Consider the following 20,762-nt stretch of genomic DNA (forward strand, 5'->3'; position numbering starts at 1 on the left):
AAAATTACTTCTTCAGCTAACTCTTTGCTTTTCCTTCTCCTCGATAAACAAGCGATACTGAAGCTTGATGAGTAGGATAAACGACCACATCAGCTAAATTGACATGAGGAGGGCGCGTAGCCATAAAAAGGACAATCTCGGCCACATCTTCCGCTGTCAGAGGTTGAATGTTTTCATAAACAGCATTGGCTTTATCCTTATCACCAGCAAACCTAACCAAGCTAAATTCTGTTTCAGCCATTCCAGGAGAAATCATCGAAACACGAATAGGAGTATTCACCAGCTCTTTCCTTAATGTATCCGTAATAGCTTTGACAGCAAATTTAGTAGCACAATAAATCCCTCCTCCAGGGTAGGTATCATGACTTGAAATACTGCCTACATTGATGATATGCCCAGCATTTTTCTTAACCATGTGAGGAATAATCTGAGCACTAACATTAAGCAATCCTTTAATGTTTATATCAATCATTTCATTCCAATCTTGTGGGGGTGTCTCCCATACTTTATTTAACCCTCTTACCATGCCAGCGTTGTTAATCAAAAGATCGGGCACTATAGAATCTTTTGCCAACAGACCCAATTTTTCTACCACCGCTTTTTCATCCGAGACATCCAATTCTATAGATAAAATTTCCACCCCGTATTTTTCTTGCAAAGAACTTTCAAGAGCTTGCAAGCGATCCTTACGCCTAGCAATATTGATTAAGCTAGCTCCTTCACGTGCAAAGGCTTCAGCAAAAGCTGCTCCAAATCCTGAACTTGCCCCGGTAATCATAACTGTCTGGTTTTTAAAATCTTGTTTCATCGCGTTCCTTATGAATGGCAAATTTATTATTGAGCGCCATTTACTTTTATATCGTATTTGATTTATCGTACCCCTAAACGGGGTCTTTATGGAAGCATATCTTTATCTTTTAATGGCCATAGCCGGCGAAGTTGTAGGGACCAGTGCATTAAAAGCCTCTTACGGGATGACTAAGCTCTTTCCTTCACTAGTAGTAGTAGTGGGCTATGGGCTTACTTTTTGGTCCCTCTCTATTGCTCTGAAAACCTTACCTGTGGGCGTAGTATATGCCATCTGGTCGGGGCTAGGAATTGTAAGCATTATATTGATTGGTGTTTATTTTTTTAATGAAGCCTTTTCTCTGATGCATTTATTAGGGACAGCTCTTATCTTAGCTGGAGTCGCAGTATTGATGTTGTTCACTGGCCCTGTCAGCGAATAAGCTTAAAAAGCTATCAATCTTTCAATATTAAATAGAAAGATAGCCTAAGCTCCAATGCTAATAGACTTAAAGCAAATTTAATAGAATGCAAAGTTCAATGCATAACGCTTGTCAACATGAAGCCAATTTAGAAGACGAAAGTGGCATGCAGCTCCAAATTATTCCACCGTTTGCTAAAGAAAGTGAAATCATTAAGGTCATCTAGTTGAAGGCTAGGCAAGCTTAAGCACTAAGCAACAAATCCTTGTTTAGTGAAGGCGATGGGTTGTAGAGCGTAGACTCGCTTGGGTATATTGGTCAAAATAAATTTAGGTGAAAAGCGACAACTTTTAGAAAGAAAGTGTTGGTAAGCCTTGAGGAAGGGCCAGAAGACCAAGAAAAATAAATAAATAAATAAATAAATGGACTTGGATAATAGTAAAGCGTATATATGGCAGTTTTGCTTTGAGAAAACATACCTGCAAACATTTCCGGATAGTAAGGGCCTAACTACCGAAATAAGTGAAAACTGGCAGTCTTAATCCACCTGCCAGTTAGTCCTTGTCTGTCAGTTCAAGCACTGCGTGGAACACATTTAAGGCCTTTATCCTTCGCAGACATGCTCCTATCCTCTTTTGAAAAAAACACTACCCACCTGTAGCCTGTCAATAGCCTTAGACGGGCGCTTGCTTAGCAAAAAAACTAGCTACCTGTATCGGCTTCCCCTTTTCTTCTTACAGAAATTTTATTTTCACTAAATACATCTTGCAGTTCTCTAACTTTAAATCCAATAGGATATCCACTTAAAGGATCCTCTAGTAGTACTTGTTTCCATTGTGCATATACATTCCACATATTTATATCTTCCGCATCTTTACCAGGTCGAGGAATAGCTCCTTGACTAATATAGGAAATCATAGAGACCTTGGACATTAAGGATTCAGACTCTTTACCCCCTTCCTTATCACCCTGTCCGCTTCCTGATATATATTTTCCGCAACCTAAAAAGACCGCTCCTAAGACAGCCTCAGTTAACACATAATATTGCTCGGCCTGTTCTATTAATGCATTGCTAATTGTTGCCTTTCTTCTAATAGCAACAGGATCCATAACTCGGACACGAGGCAGGGTAATAAAAGAGCCTACTAAATAGATTTGGCTTTCTGTCTCTAGCATATTTTCTATGCTACTCGTTACAGTCCCTAGCATACTAGAGGAGAGAAGACTGGATGGAGCATCTTGAGAAAACAGTTGAGAAACAAACATCTCTATCTTTTTATGCAAATCTGTACCTGTAGTATCTGTCTTTCTAAAAACAAGATGCGACATTTTTTCTGAAAAGAAAGAACGTTCGTCAACAATTTTGACTTTGGAATAATGGGGATCAATAGGAAGCATTTCTTCAGTAGAAAAGAAGTTTCGTGACTCATACAGCTCGCTTATTTTGCTGCATACCTCACTATAGTCTTTCTTAATTTTATTTATCTTAGCGTTTAAAATGTTTAACCTTGTTTGTTTCCCTTCTGTAGTAGATTGTGTATAAGAGGGAGAATTTGTCATCTCAACTTTTTCGATATTTGCCCTCTCAAGCTCTTCTTCTAAGTTTAAACGGACTTTATTCTTCAGAGGTAATAAAAAATCACTTTTCTTAATAATACTTCCCAGTGCATAGCCTAAGTGCATAGGCAGTACATCTCTTTGACTTATGATAGCACTCATATAGGGCTCCCTTAATTTTTAAAATTTTAAGTGGATTTAATGCGGCCAAGTTGGCCGCCAGAAAGATTAAAATTTATTGAGTTTGTGGGGGGTTCTGAGGAGCCTGGCCTTCATATTGCTTTCCTTTTGTATCTTTTTCAGGTTTCTGCGTTGCTTGGCTTACGCTTGGCTTGCCTTGCTCTGCCTCCTTAAAGGAAGGGCTGAGTTCCTCTAACATCTCTTCAATTTCTTTCTGGGTTAATATCTGATAGTTAAATCCAATCGGTATTCCACAGTCACGATCAGTGGTCATTTGGGTAACAAAATTCTCGTAAGCTTCCATTACACTCTGTGTGGAATGAACATTTTGTTTCTCTTTTGAGGAAGTTAATCCGCGATAAGTATTCATCACTGCGACCTGTGCATTTTCCATTTTCATCCGTCGCTGTAAGACAGCTAGGGCTTTTTCTTTTTCCTTACCAGTAGCCATTATTTCTGCATCTTCTTCATCTTTTTTGCTCAGTTCAAATTTCGAAGGATTGAGATCCACATGTTTCATAATCTCACGTTCAACAACCTCCCGTGCAAAAATAGGCATAGCACCTTGCGAAATAATTTCGATAGATACCTTTGTGCCTACTATGCTTCTTAATATATCACTTTCTGTTTGGATTCCATATTGGATGGCATTGGAATTGCCTATTGATATTCCCCAATCCACGAAATTTCCTCCACCTCTTACTGCAGTACTAATACCATGCTCATGGGTAAATTTATCCTCTTTTCTATCCGTTCTCGACTCATTTGAGAAAGTCACAAGGGCGGTGAATGAGCCACCTAATACCGCTTCTGTTAATAAATAAATTTCCTTAGTACCATCCGCTCTCTTTGAAATTCCATATTTCTTAAGCTCATCATTATTGTTTCTATTCATAGCATTCAGAAGAGCTTGCAACTTTCTTTTATCATACTGCAGATCAGTAAAACAGCGGACATGTCGACTGGTAGCCACAGCGTTGATCACTAATACCCCTTCAGCTATACCTTCCATTTTGATTTGAGCCAAGCGTTCTGAAGTTGCACTAGACCCAGCAAGAGAGGCGCTGCCGCCCACCATCATCAGCCACCCTACACTCGCTGAGACGCTGCTAGCACTAGAGGAGTGAGTAATTCTATCATGAATCTTAGAAAGTTCTTGCCTCATGTCAATATATTGGGAATTGTAGTGAAGGCTGTCAAAACCTCGTGGTTGCACTTCCATCTGTGATCTAGCCATATCTATAGGAGATTCAACGCCCTGATAAAAATTTTCAAATATAGGAATTTCGCCGCTTGCGCTATTTAGCTTAGCACTTAGTGTCTTTATAAAATTTGTTGCCGCCCCCATTTGCTTTTCCCAACAGGCTATGAGAGGATCACCAGATTCACCTTGGACTGCTACATCATGCCTAGCTTTAATCTTAGTTTTTAACATGTCAATTCTTTGTTCAGCAGACTTGATTTGTTCTATAATAGTTTCCTCGTTTGCCATTTTTTGCGCATACTCTTCCATTTTTATCAAAGTCTCGCCCCTAACGACGGAGCCTAAAGCAAGGCCTGGTTGGAAGGGGATCTTTCCGTTCCCCCCTCCTTTGCCACTGACATGGACTGATACATGCGCGTAGCTTCCTTCTAAACCTTTTTCTGCAATTAAATGTGTATTTTCAAAAAAGCGCTTAATTTGGCTAACATCCTTTTGAACAGTTATTTCTGCTGGCATGCCTTTTAAGGGAAGAGGCAAGCTTTTACTTACAACATTGCCTTGAGCATCTAAAAAATGAATAATAGCAGACAGGCCAGTCTGCTTATTGTATAATACCTCGATTTTCTTATCATTCAGCAAAGACTTATACGTGTTAACACACACGCCATTAGAATTAACTAAAGAAGCCGAGCCAATATGGGTAATAATACTGGCTGTGGACGGCCTGACATTGTTAGGTCTGTAAAAAACGGGCAGAACAGCCTTATCAGGTGATGCATTAAAATTAATAATTTGCATACTTAATCCTCCTTAAACTTTTGCATTTTATTTACTGAGCAAGTTTTAGATCTTCGCAGCATTGTTTTTCTAATTCTTTAATATTTTCATCATAAATTTTTATAAACTTTTGACATGCCTCTGCCACTTCGTTTCTCTGGTTGCTTCTCTCTGTTTCAGTAGGCTGGCCGACAACAAGCCCTGAAAAATCTCTTAAAAGTTTAGCGGTCTCTTTATGAGTTTGAATGATGATGGCAAGGTTCCTTTTTCTTTTTTCGGTCGCTTGAAGTTTCTCTTCTTCTGCTTTTTTTTCCCCTTCGGTAATCTTTATGTCAACTTCTATCTTTTTTAAATTTATTAAATTTTTTAAATTTTGGATCGCATCTTGTAGCTCCTTTTTTCCCTCGCAATTTGAATCTTTATTATCTAAGTCAGATAAATTTTCAGATAAATCTTTTAACTTTTTCATGTCCAGGGGCGTATTTATTAGCTCTTTTTTTTCCTGGCAACTTGGAATCTTTTCTATATCCCATGAAACATTGGAAGAGTATTTGCTAATATACTTGGCTAATAGTTCATCTGGCGAGAGATGTTTCCATTTAAGAAAGTGATCTACCATTTGCTTGAGGGCAAACAATGGAACTGTTGTGTTTAGCTGATGTTCTATTTCCCCTTCAAGCTCTTTTAAACGCTTCTTTTTTGTTTCGATTTCATTTTTTGAAGATTGAATAGATTCAGGAAGGCTTTGCAAGTAGGGCGTAAAGATATGGTGAGTCCAAATATCGGTGGATATTTTGACATATTTATCAAATTTTATTAGCATATCTCTCCTTTGCATAGCGGGTACATATTGATCTTTAGCAATCCCTGGAGAAGTTTGCTCATATTTTTCCAATAATTCTTTTGTCTCACACGCATCATCTATATCGATAAAGTCCACTTGCTTATTCTTTTGCATGTGATTGATCACTTCCCAGATATTACCTCTCATTGGGGTTCCTTCAAGGAGTTCTTTAATTCGAGTGCCATCTTTAAGTTTTTCCACTATTTCTGAAGCCACTTGCTCTTGTTTAGTAATCAATAAATAGACGCTAGGATTATCTTGAGGCTTATCTGGGTTAAAAAGACCAGGAAACTTTTCTTTGACTGTATCAATAAGGTCAATAATCGCATTAGCTCGATCTGCTAAAAAAGCATGGATGGACACCACTAACACAATGGCTTTAATCTGCTTGGCTTCTTGCACTGCCAGATCAATGCTTAGATTAGCGAGAATCTCATGGTCTTCTCCTCGCGTATCATTGAATCTTGGACAATCAGCAAGTACAACGGAAGAAGAATCAGGAACTGCATAAACTTGATTATAAGGAGCTTCAGGCTCAACTGAGACTTGCCCAAGGGTAGAATATGTCTCTTCAGCTTCTTCATTCTCTTTCGCACGCACCACCTCATTATCAGCATCGTTAGAAAAGGAGTCCTTCGCGACACCCAGAAAATAGCTAATGGCCGTACTTTTACCCGATGTTGTGTTACCTACAAAAAAGATGACATCCTTATTTTTTATCTTTTCTATGTGCTGATACGCTTCCAGTAATAATTCCATAGTTTTAAAGACGTCAACATTTTTCTCTTTATCTAAAAGAGAAGCATAAAAGACCTCTTTTACTAATTCCTTCAAAATATCTTCTTTCGGATAGGCTATTTTTAAATGTTGAGAATATTTTTCAGATATACTCGTTAAATGCTCAGCTAAATCTTGTTTTTGGGAAGTCAGCAGCTCCCAATCAACTTTAGTAAGTTGATGTGAGGCTAAATTGTCAATCAGTTGCTCTAAAAGGTCAGATTGCTGCATAAGCTTTGCTCGAAGGACATCAGTTTGTTTTTTGAGTTGATTAAGAGGAAATAATTTAAGTGTGATTTCGTCCTTTTCATTTATAATGCGGACCTGCTTATCAGCATTGGATGAATTAATGCCTGAGATAGCTTTCTCAACTCTTCTTTTCACAATATACATTCTATTTAACTGTGACGGTGTATATGTCTTTAATTTAATGTATTTTTTCTTCCGACCACCAGCCCACCCTTGAATTTCAATTTTAGAGACCATATTTTTTTCATAATGAGCAGTAAGAATATATTTCTTTCTCTTTGTTTTTTCATCGCTTAACTCTATCGTGCTAGAGCTACCTGAAGATGAAGTACTGCCACTACTATGCTTGATGGAGCTTATGAAATAAGATCCGGGCTTAAGGCTATTTTTTTCTTGTTGTTCCGTTGCAAGCTCGATTTCAAAAATCTCTTGGCTTGATAAAAGGTTGTTATGGATAGCTGACCACAATTTATGATAGTGATTTTCTATTATTATAACTGCATGAGTATCGGATGCAATGTGGACCTCAGACTGATCTTGCAAATGAAAAATAAGGCTATTATCGCTAGTTTTTCGCAAGCACTTTACAATGATTCCGATATAAGTCTCCTGTGTGTTCGGATTAGTCAAACTAAGAGTTTTATTCTCAAAGAAGTCAGACCTTTGATCCCAATTGGCTACAATACCCTCTGGTGGAGGTTTTTTCTTGATTACTTGGCCTAAAAGCATTTTAATGTCGTTATATTTACTTTCTTTTTTTAATTGCTTGTTAATAACATTAATAACATCTTCTTTTATCAGGTTGATAATAAAATCTCGTAAATCCTTCACCCTTCCCTGGTCAATCCTATGGATAATTTTCTTGACATTATCATTTGACAATTCTCTAATTTGGGGAATGTTAAATAAAGTGACTAAAGGTTCCCAGAGGGAATATTCACCCTCTCTGTTTTGTTTAGCTAGTTGGCTTAAATCATTTTTGATGCGTTGAACGATTGCAGCAGTTTGGTCTGGTTGTGAAGTGGCCCAAGCTGTTATCTGCGCGCTAAATTCTCGGAGATAAGACAGGGTGTCTCGAGGTAAATGCAGGTCGGAAAAATGATTTTCTATGCCTTCATTGGAATCTATAACGCCTTGAGAGGTTTGCGATAATTTTTGTAAAATATCTTGTAAAAGCAAAGGATTAGCTAAATCAAAAAGGTGCTCGGTGAATTCCCTTAAGGCTTTTTGGTAAGAATTTGGAGAAGTCGTCTCTTCAGAATCAACTAACATACCTCCTAACAGTTTACCGCTAACATAAAGCTTATATTCACCTTTGTTTAGCGCAGCAATTCTTAGGCTCACATTTTTAAAAAAGCTAAAAAATGTTTCGGCACTCTGGATAATTATTAGGTCTTTAGGTAAGTTTTTAGGATGAATATAAATAGGCTCACCCCTAACAGGTAAAATGCAAGCCATAACGGTGTTCTTCTTATCACCATAAGTAAATTCAACTATCTGCCCGTTAGTGGCTTTCAATCTTTGAATGTAATCCCCCTCCTTTATCTTATTTTGCCTACCAGCATTCGGATTGTCTAAACTGCTTTTTGCTAGCTTGCCCACTAAAGCCACTTTTTCGAATTCAAGTGCTGCTTTGCTCCTAGGAGTAGTTTCCTTAGCTTGCATTTTACCTACAGGGGCGGAGTAAAAACCATTTTGACCAATTAAATAATTTTGATTAATTGTCATATGCCATCACCTTTTTTGTAATTTTTTTTCTTCTAGGCAATAATAGTGCCTATTTTTAAGCACCCATAAGTCTTGTACAATTTTTTTTATTTTTTGGAGGCCACGAGATGACAGTGTGAAAGCATGTAGACAAATAAGTACCTTGCCTCATTAACCTCACATCTCTTGTTTTTGATAACTTTAGTGTAGACACAAACTTTAGAAAAGCATGTAATGTGCTCCTATTTGGGACAAGAACTTCCCCAGCAAATAGAAAAGCTTTATGGGGGAAATAATAATTTGACGCTTTCCAAATAAAATTTAGAAAAGGAAAAACAAGAAGAAAAAAGGTTGAAAGCTTTATTACTTTCTGGCTATAAGAAAAGCAAAATACTTTGCAATTTTTTTTCTTTTCTATAAAGGACGAGGAATGATTTATAAGAAATAGTGTCGATAATGCTCTCTTTCTTTTCGCTAGAAAGAAAGTAAATTTATCAAGTAAATTTTTAGCAAATGGCTTTATAAAATAGCCCAAACGATTGAAGTCACTTGCTAGGATAGCCTGAATCATTTTCATGATCTATCTCTTTGATTTCATAAACTAATATTCAGCTTCTACTTAACAAGTTGTCAACAAAAAATTCGTGTTAATATGATGTCTAAAAAATTTTACAACATACTTTTAATCAACTCCTTACGTAATTAGACATAGAAGACAGTTTATAAGGTTTTTATTCCCTTTTCGCTTAACTGAATCTTTTTTAGAAAACTACGGCCTGCTTTTCTAGTCCTTTATAACGTCGATATAGGCAATTAGAGCAAAAGTGACTAAGCAAATAAGGCTATAAGTTTTTCAACTGGATTAAGCTTAAGAGATATCGAGAGATAGCCAGAAAGGATGAATATTAAGATCATTATTGCCCTAGGCTTGCTCATCTTCCAACTTAATTTAGATCTTTAGCTTAGAAAATTGATTCTTTATTCCATTGATGAATTTCGAATTTTTTTTAATTTTTTTTGTTCCTTCGGATTGGCTTTATAGCGCTGAAGACGAAGGGTCAAGGGCGGGTAGCTAAAGCGACGTAAAATCCCCCATACGCCAGGCAAAGTTAATTTTTTACCAAACTCTTCTTTTAGAATGAATTGAAGGTCGCTTAAGTGATATACCTTGAGCAGCTCGCAAGGCTCTGGCCCTTTTTCTACCCGGGTTAAAAAGGCTTTCTCTTGCTCAGGCGTTAGAGCTCTTTTTCTTCCAGTTATTATAGGCCTTCTATCTATTAATCCTTCTAAACCGTGATGATTATATCTTCTTATCCATTTCTGAATAGCACTTGTACAATAACCTAGAGTTTTTCCTATCTGAGAGGCACTCTCTCCTTCCATCGCCATGGCTACCGCTCTTAATTTAAGGCTATAACTAGCAGAGGCTTTCTTTTTTGACAGAGCATTTAATTCCTTAATTGTATGATAAGAAGCTACAAACATGGTTTCCTCCTTTCCAAACATTTTCTTGTCCTTAATTATTCTCCTTATTTGAATTTAATAAAAGGCTCTTTGCCTTCTTAAACGCTATTACGTAAAAAGTTTATTTAAAAAGAATAACAATATAAGCAAAAAAAACTTATTACAAGATATACCTTTATAAAATTATGTAAAGCAGTTATCGGATAAGGAAGTGGCTAAAAAAAACCTCTGCGTGCTTTAAAAGTAATTTTTACTGAAAAACTTAAGTATGGAAGATCAAAATGATTGAAAAAGATATCCGCTTATTAACTCATCTTACGCAGACCTAGAATTTTTATATAAATTTTGCACTTCTTGGTACGCCATCTGATTGGCTTTAAGGATTAGCTTATAATTTATAACAAAATGAATAAGAGAGGTTTTAATTTTTAGGAATTCAAGCTTGCAAATAAGCGATAAGTGAGGCAAAAATATGTCTTTTTTGAGAGCGAGCAATTGTGGTGGGTGACCAGTATTTTGCTTTATCGATTTGTGATACTGGCGAGTCGACTTGCAGAACTTCCCCACAGGCCTCTCTTAGAACGGAGCAGAAATCTCTCGATTCACACTGTTCCCAATTAAGCAAACGCTCCTCTCATTTCTATTTTTTCAGGGGTTTTAGAAATAATAAAAGGTTTTGTTTCACTTAACGCTTTCCTCCAAGAAATGTAGTTAAATAATGAATGTCACCGCTTAATCCATCCTTTTTGCTCCAGCCGCATTACCAGCCTTCTTCGCTACTACAGGTTATTTCGCCCCAGTTCTTGGTACCGATACTCTCATTCTTATGATTTTAGTCATTTGAATTTCTCCTTTATCATCCAAGCGACTGGTTCTAAACACTTCCATAAAAACGCCAAGGCCAGCCTCACACCATCTATATGCCTAAGACCATCTTTACTTCCCATCGGCATTCCTTTTGGCCTCATTAAGGTAATTATCAGTCTTTGCAAATTGCTAAAGTAAGCCTTCATCTTAACAATAATTTAGTACTAATTTTTGATGGCAAATCAGGGAGCCAATGTCTCCATTAGCCTTCGGTAAGATTAACAAAGAAAAGGAGGCTTACAAATGGGGAAGGCTTGCAGAACTTTCCTCTTTTTGTATTAAAAGCTAAAATTTGGGTTTATTGCTTCCATTCTTCGTCGCTCTCAGTCTTCATGACAACTTTCACGTACTCTAGCACTCTTTTTAAAGTTTCTAAAAATTTTAGATCCTCCAATGTAATACGACCTTCCTTCACCTAACTAAAATAATCCATTGACAATTTCTTTAGTAAAATTTAGGTTGGCAAAAAAAAGCAAGGATAAGAAAAATGCAGCTTCAAGAATTACCATCTCAACAAAAACTTAGCAGCCAGGAAATAGCCGATTATGTCACACGTTGGGGAGGCTCCCCTTCTATCGCTTTACTTGATCCGCGCTGCCAAATTTTTACCTCTCGCTATGCTGAAGGGCTTATTGGTTATCGCCTTGCCGCAGGTACCGCTTTTGTGTTTGGCGAGCCTGTATGTGATCCTGCTTTAAAAATTTCATTAGCTCTAGAATTTGAAGAGCAGTGTAAAAAACATAAAAAGAATATCGTTTATACTCAAGTCTCTCAAGAATTTGGAGATTGGGGGGTGCGGCACTATAAGGGCGCGCTAATTGAAGTAGGACATGACTTTTTTGTAGATCCTCATCTTGATCCTACGGCAGGACGTGATGCAAGGATGTTGCGTAAAAAAGTTAAGCATGCCTTAACTGAAGGAACGTCTATTCATGAATACACCTCACCACAAGCAGAACTAGAACAAGCTATGGAGCGAGCTAAGCAAACTTGGCTAAAAGGCAGAAAAGGGCCTCAAATCTATCTTTCAAATATTCACCTATTTAATAATCGCTCAGGAAAAAGATGGTTTTATGCTATTAAAGGAAACCGTTTAGTGGGGCAATGCATGTTAAATCAATTAGAAGCAAGAGGAGGCTGGGTCATCAATCTCTTAATGGCCACGCCAGAGGCTTCAGGGGGGACCACTGAACTCCTTGTCGTTTCCATATTAGAGCTATTACGCAAAGAAAATTGTCAATATCTTACCTTTGGCATGGTTCCCTTAGACAAAATTAATCGAATAACCGGCTTAAGTGCTTTTTCTAATTGGTTTACCAAAACGGCCTTTAAAGGTGCTAATTGGATGTTTAAGCTCGATGGCAAAAGAAAATATTGGCAAAAATATAAGCCCTATTACGAAAGCAGTCATCTTCTCTTTACCAATAAAAAATTTATGGCGCGCGATATGTTTGGGCTCATGCGTGCCATGAATGCCAGATTTTAAATGAAGAAAAAAATCTCATTCTTTAAGAATTAATCCATTAAACGAGAAGTAGCTAAAGAAAATTTTTTAGCTACTTTAAAAAAGTGCAGCTTACCTATTTTCATTTTACTTTAGGGATGTTAGGTATAAAAGCAGGTAAGTTAGCTTTGGTGAATAATCTACTTAGCTCCTCCTTATTGACAGGTAGCCATATTTGATTTCTACCAAAACATAGCAGTTTACCTCGCACGACTAAATTATCGTCTTGGCGCCATAGTTCTGCTCCATACACTCTACCCTTTTCAGGGTCTAAAATTTTTCCATTAGTATATTTGGTACCTTTTTGTTGCAGATTCCAAATAATATCTAAGCCTGCATAATAAGGATTACCTAAGACCCCTGGGGCTCTGTCATGAGGATGATCGATAGTGTCCGCAATTTCACCTTGCTCATCAAAAGTAGCCACAATACGTCCATAATATTTCCCTTGATATTCATAAATTGCTATCGTGCACTCAGCCCGGCCGGTTTTCTCATTGATGGTTTTCCAAAAGCCTGTAATTTCCTCCCCAGCAAAACCTTGACAAAGTATCAGTAAAAAAAACGAGGTAAACAAAAGAAAATTTTTCATATTTTTAACTCCCAATGGTTTTTCTATAGTAATTCCGCTAAGCATCTGAAAATATTCCCATATGTGATAAGCCTAAAATTAAGGATAGTAGAAAATAACATGGGTTTAATACTTAATTTTCAACCAACCTAAAATGTTAGAAAGGATTCCTCCCTCTTAATAATTGCCTCGTCAAAACTTATTATCAGCACATGCTATCAAAAAGCTTAATTTGCCATTTTTGATGAGATTTAACATGAAACATTAATTTTTAGATAAAAAAATTTTCATGAAAGTTTTTAAGGTAGAGAGAATATGACTCCTTGCTCCTCACGTCTGTTTTTTACCCTATAGATAAAACAAAAAGAGAAGAAAAGCAATTTTTTTACTTTTACTTGGATATACAAAAAAAATATGGTATGCAAATATTAGCAACATCTTCCTTTTTAGAAAGCGCTAAGGAAAAAATTTATTATGAAGAGAAAAGGGGCCTTAAAAGGGACGGAAGAAAAATTTATAACACGCTTTAAAAGAACTAAGGCTGCATATCCAACACCCAGAAAGTTACCTCTCTACTTAATGAGAGGGGTTTTATAAAGTACGGGGTTGCATAAGAACTAGCTCAAAAGCGTATAAGAAAAAAAGATAGAAATTTTGCTAATAAATTAAAGATAGCTTTTAACTTTTATTTGTTTAAGGGACCTTAAATGATCGGTTTTATACTTTTTGGAATGGCGCTTGTCTTTACTCTTATCCATAAGACATTGATTAAAAAAGCTGAGCCTCGGGAAATCTTACTCTCCTATCTTCTCTTTTTTAATATTGGAATAATGGGGCTTATTGCTTTTAGTGGACATATTTTCAAGTCTGACCAGATTGCAGCTTTAATTGGATGGCCGCCTGGCAGTCCTTTTCAATTGGAAGTAGGCGTAGCTGATCTAGCTTTTGGGGTCTTAGGGATCCTATCCCTTTATTTTCGTGGTTTATTTTGGGTGGCCACAGTGTTAAGCTCTACTATTTTTTTGATGGGCAATTTTTGCATTCACATGGCTTCCTATCTCGACCATAATAAAGCTCCTTATAATAGTGGTATTTTAGTATGGTTCGGTAACTTGGTGATACCCATCTGTCTATTGATTTTGCTGAGAAGCTACCTCAAAAATTTTCATTCCTTCCCTAAATTTTAAAGATCTGAACAGTTAGATAGATGACAGTTAGATAGGTGTATGTGTGCTTAGGCATTATTATCTCTCAAATACTCATGCTTGGAGAAGGGAGCCATAGGGTTTAAGTAAAAAACCTAACTTTCAGTAAAAAAAATAAACTTCCTTCTACTGCTTCTTCCCCAGAGCTGTGGATGATTTCGCTTTTATCCGGAAAATTCTTATAGCCGTAAAGCTTACCCTAAGCTTTCTTTTTTGCCCTCATCCTTGCTTAAAATAGATAGAAGACCTCTTTAAAGAGTAAAAAATGGAGTAAGTGGGGTAAAGCAATTAAATAGAGAAGAAACAGGATAAAAAACTTCTATTCTGGCCTCAATTTAACTAACACCCACTATTTTTCATCGTTTAAAAGGCTTAGCAGAGACGATATTTTATCCTTGATAAAGTTCATCGTTCTATATTTGAAAGAGTTAGGAGGGTGACGCGCGCGCCAATGGATCATTAAAAAGAAAAATTAAAGTTCATCTCTCGGGTTAGGATCTCCATTATTTTAGCAATATTTCTTTTCCCCTCATCTCCCCAGCGATGTAAAATTACTACCTCAGAAAAAAATTTCTGATCAGCTGTCCAATTGTAAATAGCAGGAAGCGTTGTAAAGGAGCCCTGGTGCGAATTTAAAATATGGGCCATTAATTGCTGATCAGAACAAAACAAATGATTTTGCTCTACGGCAAGAGCCACCCAATCTTTAATTATCTTAGAACGCTTAGCAAATGCTATGACTCCCGCGTTGTACATTATTTGACCGGGAGTGATTATCTTTCTATGTAGATTTAATTCTTGAGAAAGGGCATGTTCAGCCGCTACAGCAAAGCCAGCTTCATTTTCACACCCTTCAAATAGAGGTTGCAAAGATCCGCGCACCTGGCAATCTAGATCTAGCCATAGGCTTCTTTCAAAAGGTGACAATAACAAAGCAAAAGGTTTTTTATACCAAGTAAAACGTAAATCCCACACTTGAGGCTGCATTGTTTCCCACAGGCAAGCTTGCGTAGGGTCTATCTGTTCCTTTTTGGCCATAAAGGTATCAGTTAACTCTAGCTTTATCAACTCCCCCCGCTGCTGACACCAGTTTTTTGCTCGTAAAGACATATCCCCATAATCTACGAATAATACTGGATACTCATTATGCTGACGAAAATGTGTCCACCACCAAGGTAGCATCCACTCTAAACGATGGGAAGTTCCCACAATGATACCGTCTTCTGGCTTCGTAATAGGCATATTTAACCCTCAAAAAATTTTGATATAATTTTTATACCTCATATACTAGGGCTTATTTAAAGGAAAGATTAAATAGCTTATTAAGATACTAGCCTGCATTCCTCTTTTACAGAGGGAAAAAAGTTATAAGCTTGTAAGAGGTGAGCCCTACACGCACACACTCTCTCTAAAGTCTACCTTTACAAACTCAATAAGAATTTATTTCAGGCTTTTTTAATCCATTGGTAAAAATGGATCTACCCACTAAAAAGCTTTTTTAAGAATTGAGAGAAGGAAACGTATTAAGAGCAGGATTAATAAAATATCTTAAAATGCATGAAGGCAAGGTAAAAGCTTCAATTAACTTAAAAAGACAGGCTTCCAATGCTCTTCCTGAAAGCCTACTAAGCCTATACCATCCCCTAATAAGAAAGGCCGCTTAACAAGCATTCCTTGCGCATGCAATAAAGATAAAGCTTCATTTTGAGGCATATAAGGCAATTTTTGACTCAGTTGAAGTTCCTTATAAAGCCTACCAGAAGAGTTAAAAAGTTTTTTTGTATCCCCTTTATAATAAGAAAGCATTTTATTTAATTCCTCAAGAGAAGGAGGAGATTTTACGATATCTATTGCTGTATAAGAAATATTAGCCTTATCTAAAAATTGTAAAGCTTTCTGGCAGGTAGAACACTTTGTATGCAGATAAACAAGAACAGACATTTTAGGACTCCTTAAAAAAATCAAAAATTTTATGGTACATTATTTTTATGATCTTTTAAAGTTAGAATTACGTTTTATACATAAAAAAATAACACTAGGAGCTAATGAATAAATTAGCAACAATTCCCGTGGAAGAATGGGTAAATGCATATTTATCCCATCAAGAATATAAAAGATCGACTACCTTGTGTGCCATCATGACCTCATTCGGCAGTGATAAAGGAGATGAAAGGCACAACTACACCACCCTTTATGCTAAATTATTTGGCCCTTGGAGACATAATAAAATTAATCTTTTCGAGTTAGGGATTGGGACTAACTATCCAGATATCCCCTATAACATGGGAAGAGACGGCACCCCAGGAGCCTCACTTCAGGGATGGGCTCTTTATTTTTCGCAAGCAAACATTTTCGGGGCTGATATAGATCAAAGAATTTTATTTCACACTCCAACGATTAAAACTTATTATTGCGACCAACGCCAGAAGAGTTCTATTCACCATTTATTTAGCAACACAGAGTTAAATAACCTTCAGTTTGATATTATGCTTGAAGATGGTTTGCATGAATTTGAGGCTAACCTTAATTTTTTGCAACACAGTATTCACAAACTTAAAGAAGGAGGAATATATATTATTGAAGATCTCACTGCTCATTCAAGAGTAGCTTTTATAAAGCTTATTCCTTACCTGAGAAAAGAATATCAACTGAAATATATAGAAGTAATCATCATTCCTTCAAAATTAAATCACTTTGATAATGCTTTATTGGTTATCCAAAAATGAATTTTCCCCAATCTGCTTACCGTTACTTTTATTTTCCTACCTCGTCTAAAACTTATCTGGAATAAAGTTTGCTTGTTGCTTTTTTAATTTTTATTAGCCTAGGAATTTAAGAAGGCTTAACGTAAATGCCTTAATTATTCCAGCTACCTCCTGCTTTTCTCAACTCTATGCTCTTAAACCCCTACCCCTATTTCAAATACAGCTAGAAGCACAAGTCCTATTTATATATGAAAAGAAGGAAATGGCTACCCCTCTCCTATTGAAGAATGGACCGCATCAAAATAAGTTAGAGATTTATTAAAATATAAGGCTGCCCCCTTTACGGCGGTAAATTATTTTTTATTTTTTTCTTATTCTCCTCATTTTTTACCATCGATTGGCCTTATGCTTGAAATAAAATATAGAGGAGCAAGAAGTAATATTTCTGCCACTTATGAATTTTTTCTCTCCAATCACTCAAGAAAAACTTTAAATTAAAATTTAATTTTGTCATATTCAACTTAACTTTACAATGTAGACTGTGCCAAGGATTTTCATCATGAGCCTCCCTCCCTATCCCTTTATCGTCTATTCTAGTGCTGAAGCACCTTCAAAAATAATCGAAAAACTAATCAGCATTATTAATGCTAAAAATGTTGAGTTATTTGCGCTTATCAATCATGCAGAAGAAGCTTTAAAAAAAGGATTAGAGTTACCCTATGAGCAGCTACTTATTTTTGGAGACCCTAAAACCGGTACTTTGCTCATGCAAGAAAACCCGGCTATTGGGATAGAACTTCCTCTAAAAATTCTTGTATGGCAAAACGATGAAGGCCTTACCCAAATCGGTTATAAAGATCCTACCTGTTTAGCAGCAAACTATGGAATAAAAGAGAACCTTCAAATTTTACAAAAAATGAACGATACCCTTAACACATGGGTAAAAATAGCACTCCAACAAGCTAAGGAAATTACATGAACACAAACAAACTTAATAAGTCTGAAATGGATAAAGCATTGAAAGGCAATTGGAAAGTGATAGGCTGCCAACTTAATGGCCTTTGGTTACCTTCTGCCATATTTGAAAACTTTATCTATAGCTTTCCTGATGTGGAGCATTTTAAATTAGCCTGGGGCGAATTAACTTTTCCCAACTACGTAGGAGGCTTTCCTAAAAGCGATAAAGGTAGGATATCTATTAATATTGATTTTCTACCTTACCAGATAGATTTGATTCCTCATTCAGGGCCTTTTGCCGAAAAAGCCTTTAAAGGTATATTTGAACTCGACCATGACATTCTAAAAGCAAATTTTGCTTTTCCAGAAATAGAGAGGCCTCATTTTTTTTCTGCTAAGCAAGGACATGTATATGAAATCTGGCAAAGAATATAGATAAAGGGGATTTTTTTGCCCACATTCCGCAGGTTAAAACAATGATTGAATAATTTTTTTTATTATTATGAGAAATTGACTTAAGTTTTTTTTTAAGAAAAAACTAATCTTGTTCCTCTCAAAGCAAAGAAAGAGAGGATATAAACGATGGAAGAGTATAGTAGCAAAGATCTTGACCACTTAGGGATTGTTTCTGCCATGTGTGACGAAATCAATTTAGTGAGCATGATAGATCAGGCTAATTCCCCCCGATCCCCGAGCTATTATGACAACAGGGAAATGTATCAAATTAATGGTCATCAATGGATTAGGTTTTACTTCGTGTCCCTTATATTTAGAAGCACAACTTTATGCAAGTAAACCTGTGGAACGATTACTAGGAAGAGCATGTAAATCTGAAAATGTATCTGGTGATCGTTTAGGTAGAGCTTTAGACCGCTGCTACGAATATGGATGTGATGCTATCTTTTCAGCCATTGCCTTGCAAGCCTGCTCAAAATTTAATGTTAATAAAAAATTTCAGCATTTAGATACGACAAGCATGTCTGTTCAAGGGCAATATTCCTCGGAGGAGCAAGTTCCTATCATTACGTTTGGACATTCAAAAGACTATCGGCCTGATCTTACACAATTTATGATTTCTTTAATTTGCAGCCAAGATGGAGATGTTCCTTTATTATAGCCCAAGCGCTTGCAGGTAATACCTCGGATAAAAGCCATTATAGGAAAACTTTAAAAGAGCTTAAATCCCAAATTAAAGATAGATCCAAACCTCATTATTTCGTTGCCGATAGTGCTATGTATACCGCTGGCACACTAAAAGATCCGATGCTATGAAATCGGTAACGCGCGTTCCAGAACAAATAGGAGCAGCCTATGAGCTTGTATCTAGCTTTTCTAAAGAAGAAATGGAAAAGCTGTCTGCCGATTACTGGGCCGTTGAAGTAGGTTCTATCTATGCAGGAATTCCCCAAAGGTGGCTTTTAGTCTATTCTGAACAAGCTTTTATAAGGGAAAAGAAAACCTTAGAGAAGCAAATAGAAATGAGCTGCAAGCAAAAGTCAAAGAATTAAAGCAGCTTGCCTCAAAAGCTTTTGATTGCGAAAAAGATGCTAAAGCAGCCCCGAAAGCTTTTGAAAAAAAGCTTAAATATCATCGTCTAGACAAAATAAATACTATACAAAAACTAAGCAAGCAAGAACCTGGCAGACCTAAAAAAGAGCAAGCTTTATCGATCCAGTATAGAATGGAGGCAGCCTTAGCAAAAGATGAGCAAAAAATTTCTAATAGCTTACAAAGAAAAGGAAAATTTATCCTGGCCACTAATGAGCTGAATGCCGAGCTTCTTTCAAATGATGATCTGTTAGACAATTATAAAAGCCAACAATCGGTGGAAAGAGGATTCCGCTTTCTAAAAGATCCCTTATTTATGACTTCGTCGGTATTCCTTAAAAATGAGCAAAGGATTATAGCTTTAGCTATAATTATGTGTCTTTGCTTGCTAGTTTATACCCTTACTCAGCGCCATTTACGTCAACAATTAGAAAAGCTGTCTACCTCCATTCCTAATCAATTAGGAAAACCTACAAAGATGCCTACCTTGCGCTGGATTTTCCAAGTTTTTGAAGGTGTACATCTCTTAATCAAACGTACCCCTGAAAGCATAAAAGAGTTAATCCTTAATTTAAATCCTAATATGAAACACATTTTACAAGTTTTAGGGCCTCCTTTTCAGAAATTATATACTCATGGAGATTAACTTGCGGAATGTGGGTTTAAAGATAAGATGGCTAAAAGTTTGTTATTTCATTTTAGCCCACCCCAATTTAAAAAGCACTTACAACCATTCTACAATCGAAAAACGCTGCCTTATTTTTTCGTCGATATCCTTCAAAGGATTTTCCGCTAATTCAAGCGTTTGCAGATCAGACAGCTGCCTGATTTCTATAGGCAGAGCAGTGAGCTGGTTGTGGCTTAAACCAAGCCATTGTAGCTGAAACAACTGCCCGATTTCTACAGGTAGGCTGGTGAGCTGGTTTTGGCTTAAGTGAAGCTCTTGCAGATTAGACAGCTGTCCGATTTCTGTAGGCAGAGTAGTGAGCTGGTTTTCTCTTAAGTCAAGCCATTGTAGCTGAGACAACTGCCCTATTTCAGCAGGAAGGCTGGTGAGCTGGTTTTGATTTAATTGAAGCCATTGTAGTTGAGACAGCTGCCCAATTTCTGTAGGCAGAGCGGTGAGCTGATTTTGGCTTAAGTGAAGCTCTTGCAGATTAGACAGCTGCCCGATTTCTGTAGGCAGAGTGGTGAGCTGGTTTTCTCTTAAGTCAAGCTTTTGCAGCTTGGATAGCTTCCCGATTTCTGTAGGCAGAGCGGTGAGCTGGTTTTGATTTAATTCAAGTACTTGTAGCTGAGACAATTGCCAGATTTCTGCAGGCAGGCGGGTGAGCTGGTTTTGGCTTAAGTAAAGCCCTTGCAGCTGAAGGAGCTGTCCAATTTCTGCAGGAAGGCTGGTGAGCAGGTTTTCATTTAAGTGAAGCCCTTGCAGATTAGA

General features: G+C 36.9%; 18 protein-coding genes and 1 pseudogene. 10 read left to right on the forward strand and 9 right to left on the reverse strand.

The features are described from left to right. Nucleotides 1–16: 16 nt before the first annotated feature. Complete coding sequence (locus DB42_RS08430; protein WP_044882596.1) at nucleotides 17–808, reverse strand: SDR family NAD(P)-dependent oxidoreductase; 792 nt, start codon at nucleotides 806–808, stop codon at nucleotides 17–19. An 88-nt stretch (nucleotides 809–896) separates the two neighbouring features. Between DB42_RS08430 and DB42_RS08435 the strand changes: the two genes are divergently transcribed. Further along, nucleotides 897–1,229, forward strand: a complete 333-nt coding sequence (locus DB42_RS08435) for a multidrug efflux SMR transporter (protein ID WP_044882597.1) — start codon at nucleotides 897–899, stop codon at nucleotides 1,227–1,229. Nucleotides 1,230–1,910: 681 nt separating this feature from the next. Here the strand turns inward: DB42_RS08435 and DB42_RS08440 are convergent. The 4 genes from DB42_RS08440 to DB42_RS08460 all read right to left on the reverse strand — a co-directional run bounded on the left by DB42_RS08440 (nucleotide 1,911) and on the right by DB42_RS08460 (nucleotide 9,988). Next, complete coding sequence (locus tag DB42_RS08440; protein ID WP_044882598.1) at nucleotides 1,911–2,927, reverse strand: hypothetical protein; 1,017 nt, start codon at nucleotides 2,925–2,927, stop codon at nucleotides 1,911–1,913. Nucleotides 2,928–3,000: 73 nt separating this feature from the next. Continuing rightward, nucleotides 3,001–4,947 carry a hypothetical protein gene (locus DB42_RS08445; protein WP_044882599.1) on the reverse strand — a complete coding sequence of 649 codons (1,947 nt, stop codon included), beginning with the start codon at nucleotides 4,945–4,947 and terminating at the stop codon, nucleotides 3,001–3,003. 31 nt (nucleotides 4,948–4,978) lie between these two features. Further along, nucleotides 4,979–8,524 (reverse strand): hypothetical protein, encoded by a 3,546-nt coding sequence (locus DB42_RS08450; protein ID WP_044882600.1) that lies wholly within the window; start codon nucleotides 8,522–8,524, stop codon nucleotides 4,979–4,981. Nucleotides 8,525–9,481: 957 nt separating this feature from the next. Beyond that, complete coding sequence (locus tag DB42_RS08460) at nucleotides 9,482–9,988, reverse strand: helix-turn-helix domain-containing protein (RefSeq protein WP_044882602.1); 507 nt, start codon at nucleotides 9,986–9,988, stop codon at nucleotides 9,482–9,484. Nucleotides 9,989–11,321: 1,333 nt separating this feature from the next. Here DB42_RS08460 and DB42_RS08470 point away from each other — a divergent pair. Further along, nucleotides 11,322–12,320 carry a phosphatidylglycerol lysyltransferase domain-containing protein gene (locus tag DB42_RS08470; RefSeq protein WP_044882604.1) on the forward strand — a complete coding sequence of 333 codons (999 nt, stop codon included), beginning with the start codon at nucleotides 11,322–11,324 and terminating at the stop codon, nucleotides 12,318–12,320. A gap of 100 nt (nucleotides 12,321–12,420) precedes the next feature. Here the strand turns inward: DB42_RS08470 and DB42_RS08475 are convergent, their stop codons facing one another. Continuing rightward, nucleotides 12,421–12,930, reverse strand: coding sequence for a DUF2147 domain-containing protein (locus DB42_RS08475; protein ID WP_044882612.1), 510 nt, complete (start codon nucleotides 12,928–12,930; stop codon nucleotides 12,421–12,423). A 686-nt stretch (nucleotides 12,931–13,616) separates the two neighbouring features. Here DB42_RS08475 and DB42_RS08485 point away from each other — a divergent pair. Next, the gene (locus tag DB42_RS08485; RefSeq protein WP_044882606.1) at nucleotides 13,617–14,096 is read left to right on the forward strand and encodes a DUF6790 family protein; all 480 of its coding nucleotides are present in this window, start codon (nucleotides 13,617–13,619) and stop codon (nucleotides 14,094–14,096) included. A 477-nt stretch (nucleotides 14,097–14,573) separates the two neighbouring features. Here the strand turns inward: DB42_RS08485 and DB42_RS08490 are convergent, their stop codons facing one another. Both DB42_RS08490 and DB42_RS08495 read right to left on the reverse strand, forming a co-directional pair. Further along, nucleotides 14,574–15,356, reverse strand: coding sequence for a hypothetical protein (locus tag DB42_RS08490; protein WP_044882607.1), 783 nt, complete (start codon nucleotides 15,354–15,356; stop codon nucleotides 14,574–14,576). 339 nt (nucleotides 15,357–15,695) lie between these two features. Further along, on the reverse strand, nucleotides 15,696–16,055 hold the full coding sequence (locus tag DB42_RS08495; protein WP_044882608.1) for a Spx/MgsR family RNA polymerase-binding regulatory protein: 360 nt from the start codon (nucleotides 16,053–16,055) through the stop codon (nucleotides 15,696–15,698). Between the two features lie 104 nt (nucleotides 16,056–16,159). Here DB42_RS08495 and DB42_RS10620 point away from each other — a divergent pair, with 104 nt between their 5' ends. The 7 genes and pseudogenes from DB42_RS10620 (at nucleotide 16,160) to DB42_RS10630 (ending at nucleotide 19,970) form a co-directional block, all read left to right on the forward strand. Next, a complete protein-coding gene (locus DB42_RS10620; RefSeq protein ID WP_052436095.1) occupies nucleotides 16,160–16,840 on the forward strand; it encodes a hypothetical protein in 681 nt (226 codons plus the stop codon). Between the two features lie 538 nt (nucleotides 16,841–17,378). Then, entirely contained in the window at nucleotides 17,379–17,798 is a 420-nt protein-coding gene (locus DB42_RS08505) for a DUF302 domain-containing protein (protein WP_044882609.1), read from the forward strand. Then, nucleotides 17,795–18,211, forward strand: a complete 417-nt coding sequence (locus DB42_RS08510) for a hypothetical protein (RefSeq protein ID WP_044882610.1) — start codon at nucleotides 17,795–17,797, stop codon at nucleotides 18,209–18,211. The genes DB42_RS08505 and DB42_RS08510 overlap by 4 nt, the downstream gene beginning before the upstream one ends. A gap of 147 nt (nucleotides 18,212–18,358) precedes the next feature. Then, nucleotides 18,359–18,436, forward strand: a pseudogene (locus DB42_RS11925) (hypothetical protein); the annotation flags it as partial. Between the two features lie 16 nt (nucleotides 18,437–18,452). After that, nucleotides 18,453–18,893 carry an IS1634 family transposase gene (locus tag DB42_RS08515; RefSeq protein WP_255359368.1) on the forward strand — a complete coding sequence of 147 codons (441 nt, stop codon included), beginning with the start codon at nucleotides 18,453–18,455 and terminating at the stop codon, nucleotides 18,891–18,893. A gap of 151 nt (nucleotides 18,894–19,044) precedes the next feature. Further along, a complete protein-coding gene (locus tag DB42_RS10625; protein WP_052436097.1) occupies nucleotides 19,045–19,284 on the forward strand; it encodes a hypothetical protein in 240 nt (79 codons plus the stop codon). Beyond that, nucleotides 19,260–19,970, forward strand: coding sequence for an IS1634 family transposase (locus DB42_RS10630; RefSeq protein WP_155117488.1), 711 nt, complete (start codon nucleotides 19,260–19,262; stop codon nucleotides 19,968–19,970). Before DB42_RS10625 ends, DB42_RS10630 begins: the two co-directional genes overlap by 25 nt. 78 nt (nucleotides 19,971–20,048) lie before the next feature. On the opposite strand, the gene DB42_RS08525 is transcribed toward DB42_RS10630, so the two are convergent. Next, nucleotides 20,049–20,762: leucine-rich repeat domain-containing protein (locus DB42_RS08525; protein WP_193365289.1), on the reverse strand; the 714-nt coding region annotated here is incomplete at its 5' end.

The sequence above is a fragment of the Neochlamydia sp. EPS4 genome (genome assembly GCF_000813665.1).
Lineage (GTDB): Bacteria > Chlamydiota > Chlamydiia > Chlamydiales > Parachlamydiaceae > Neochlamydia.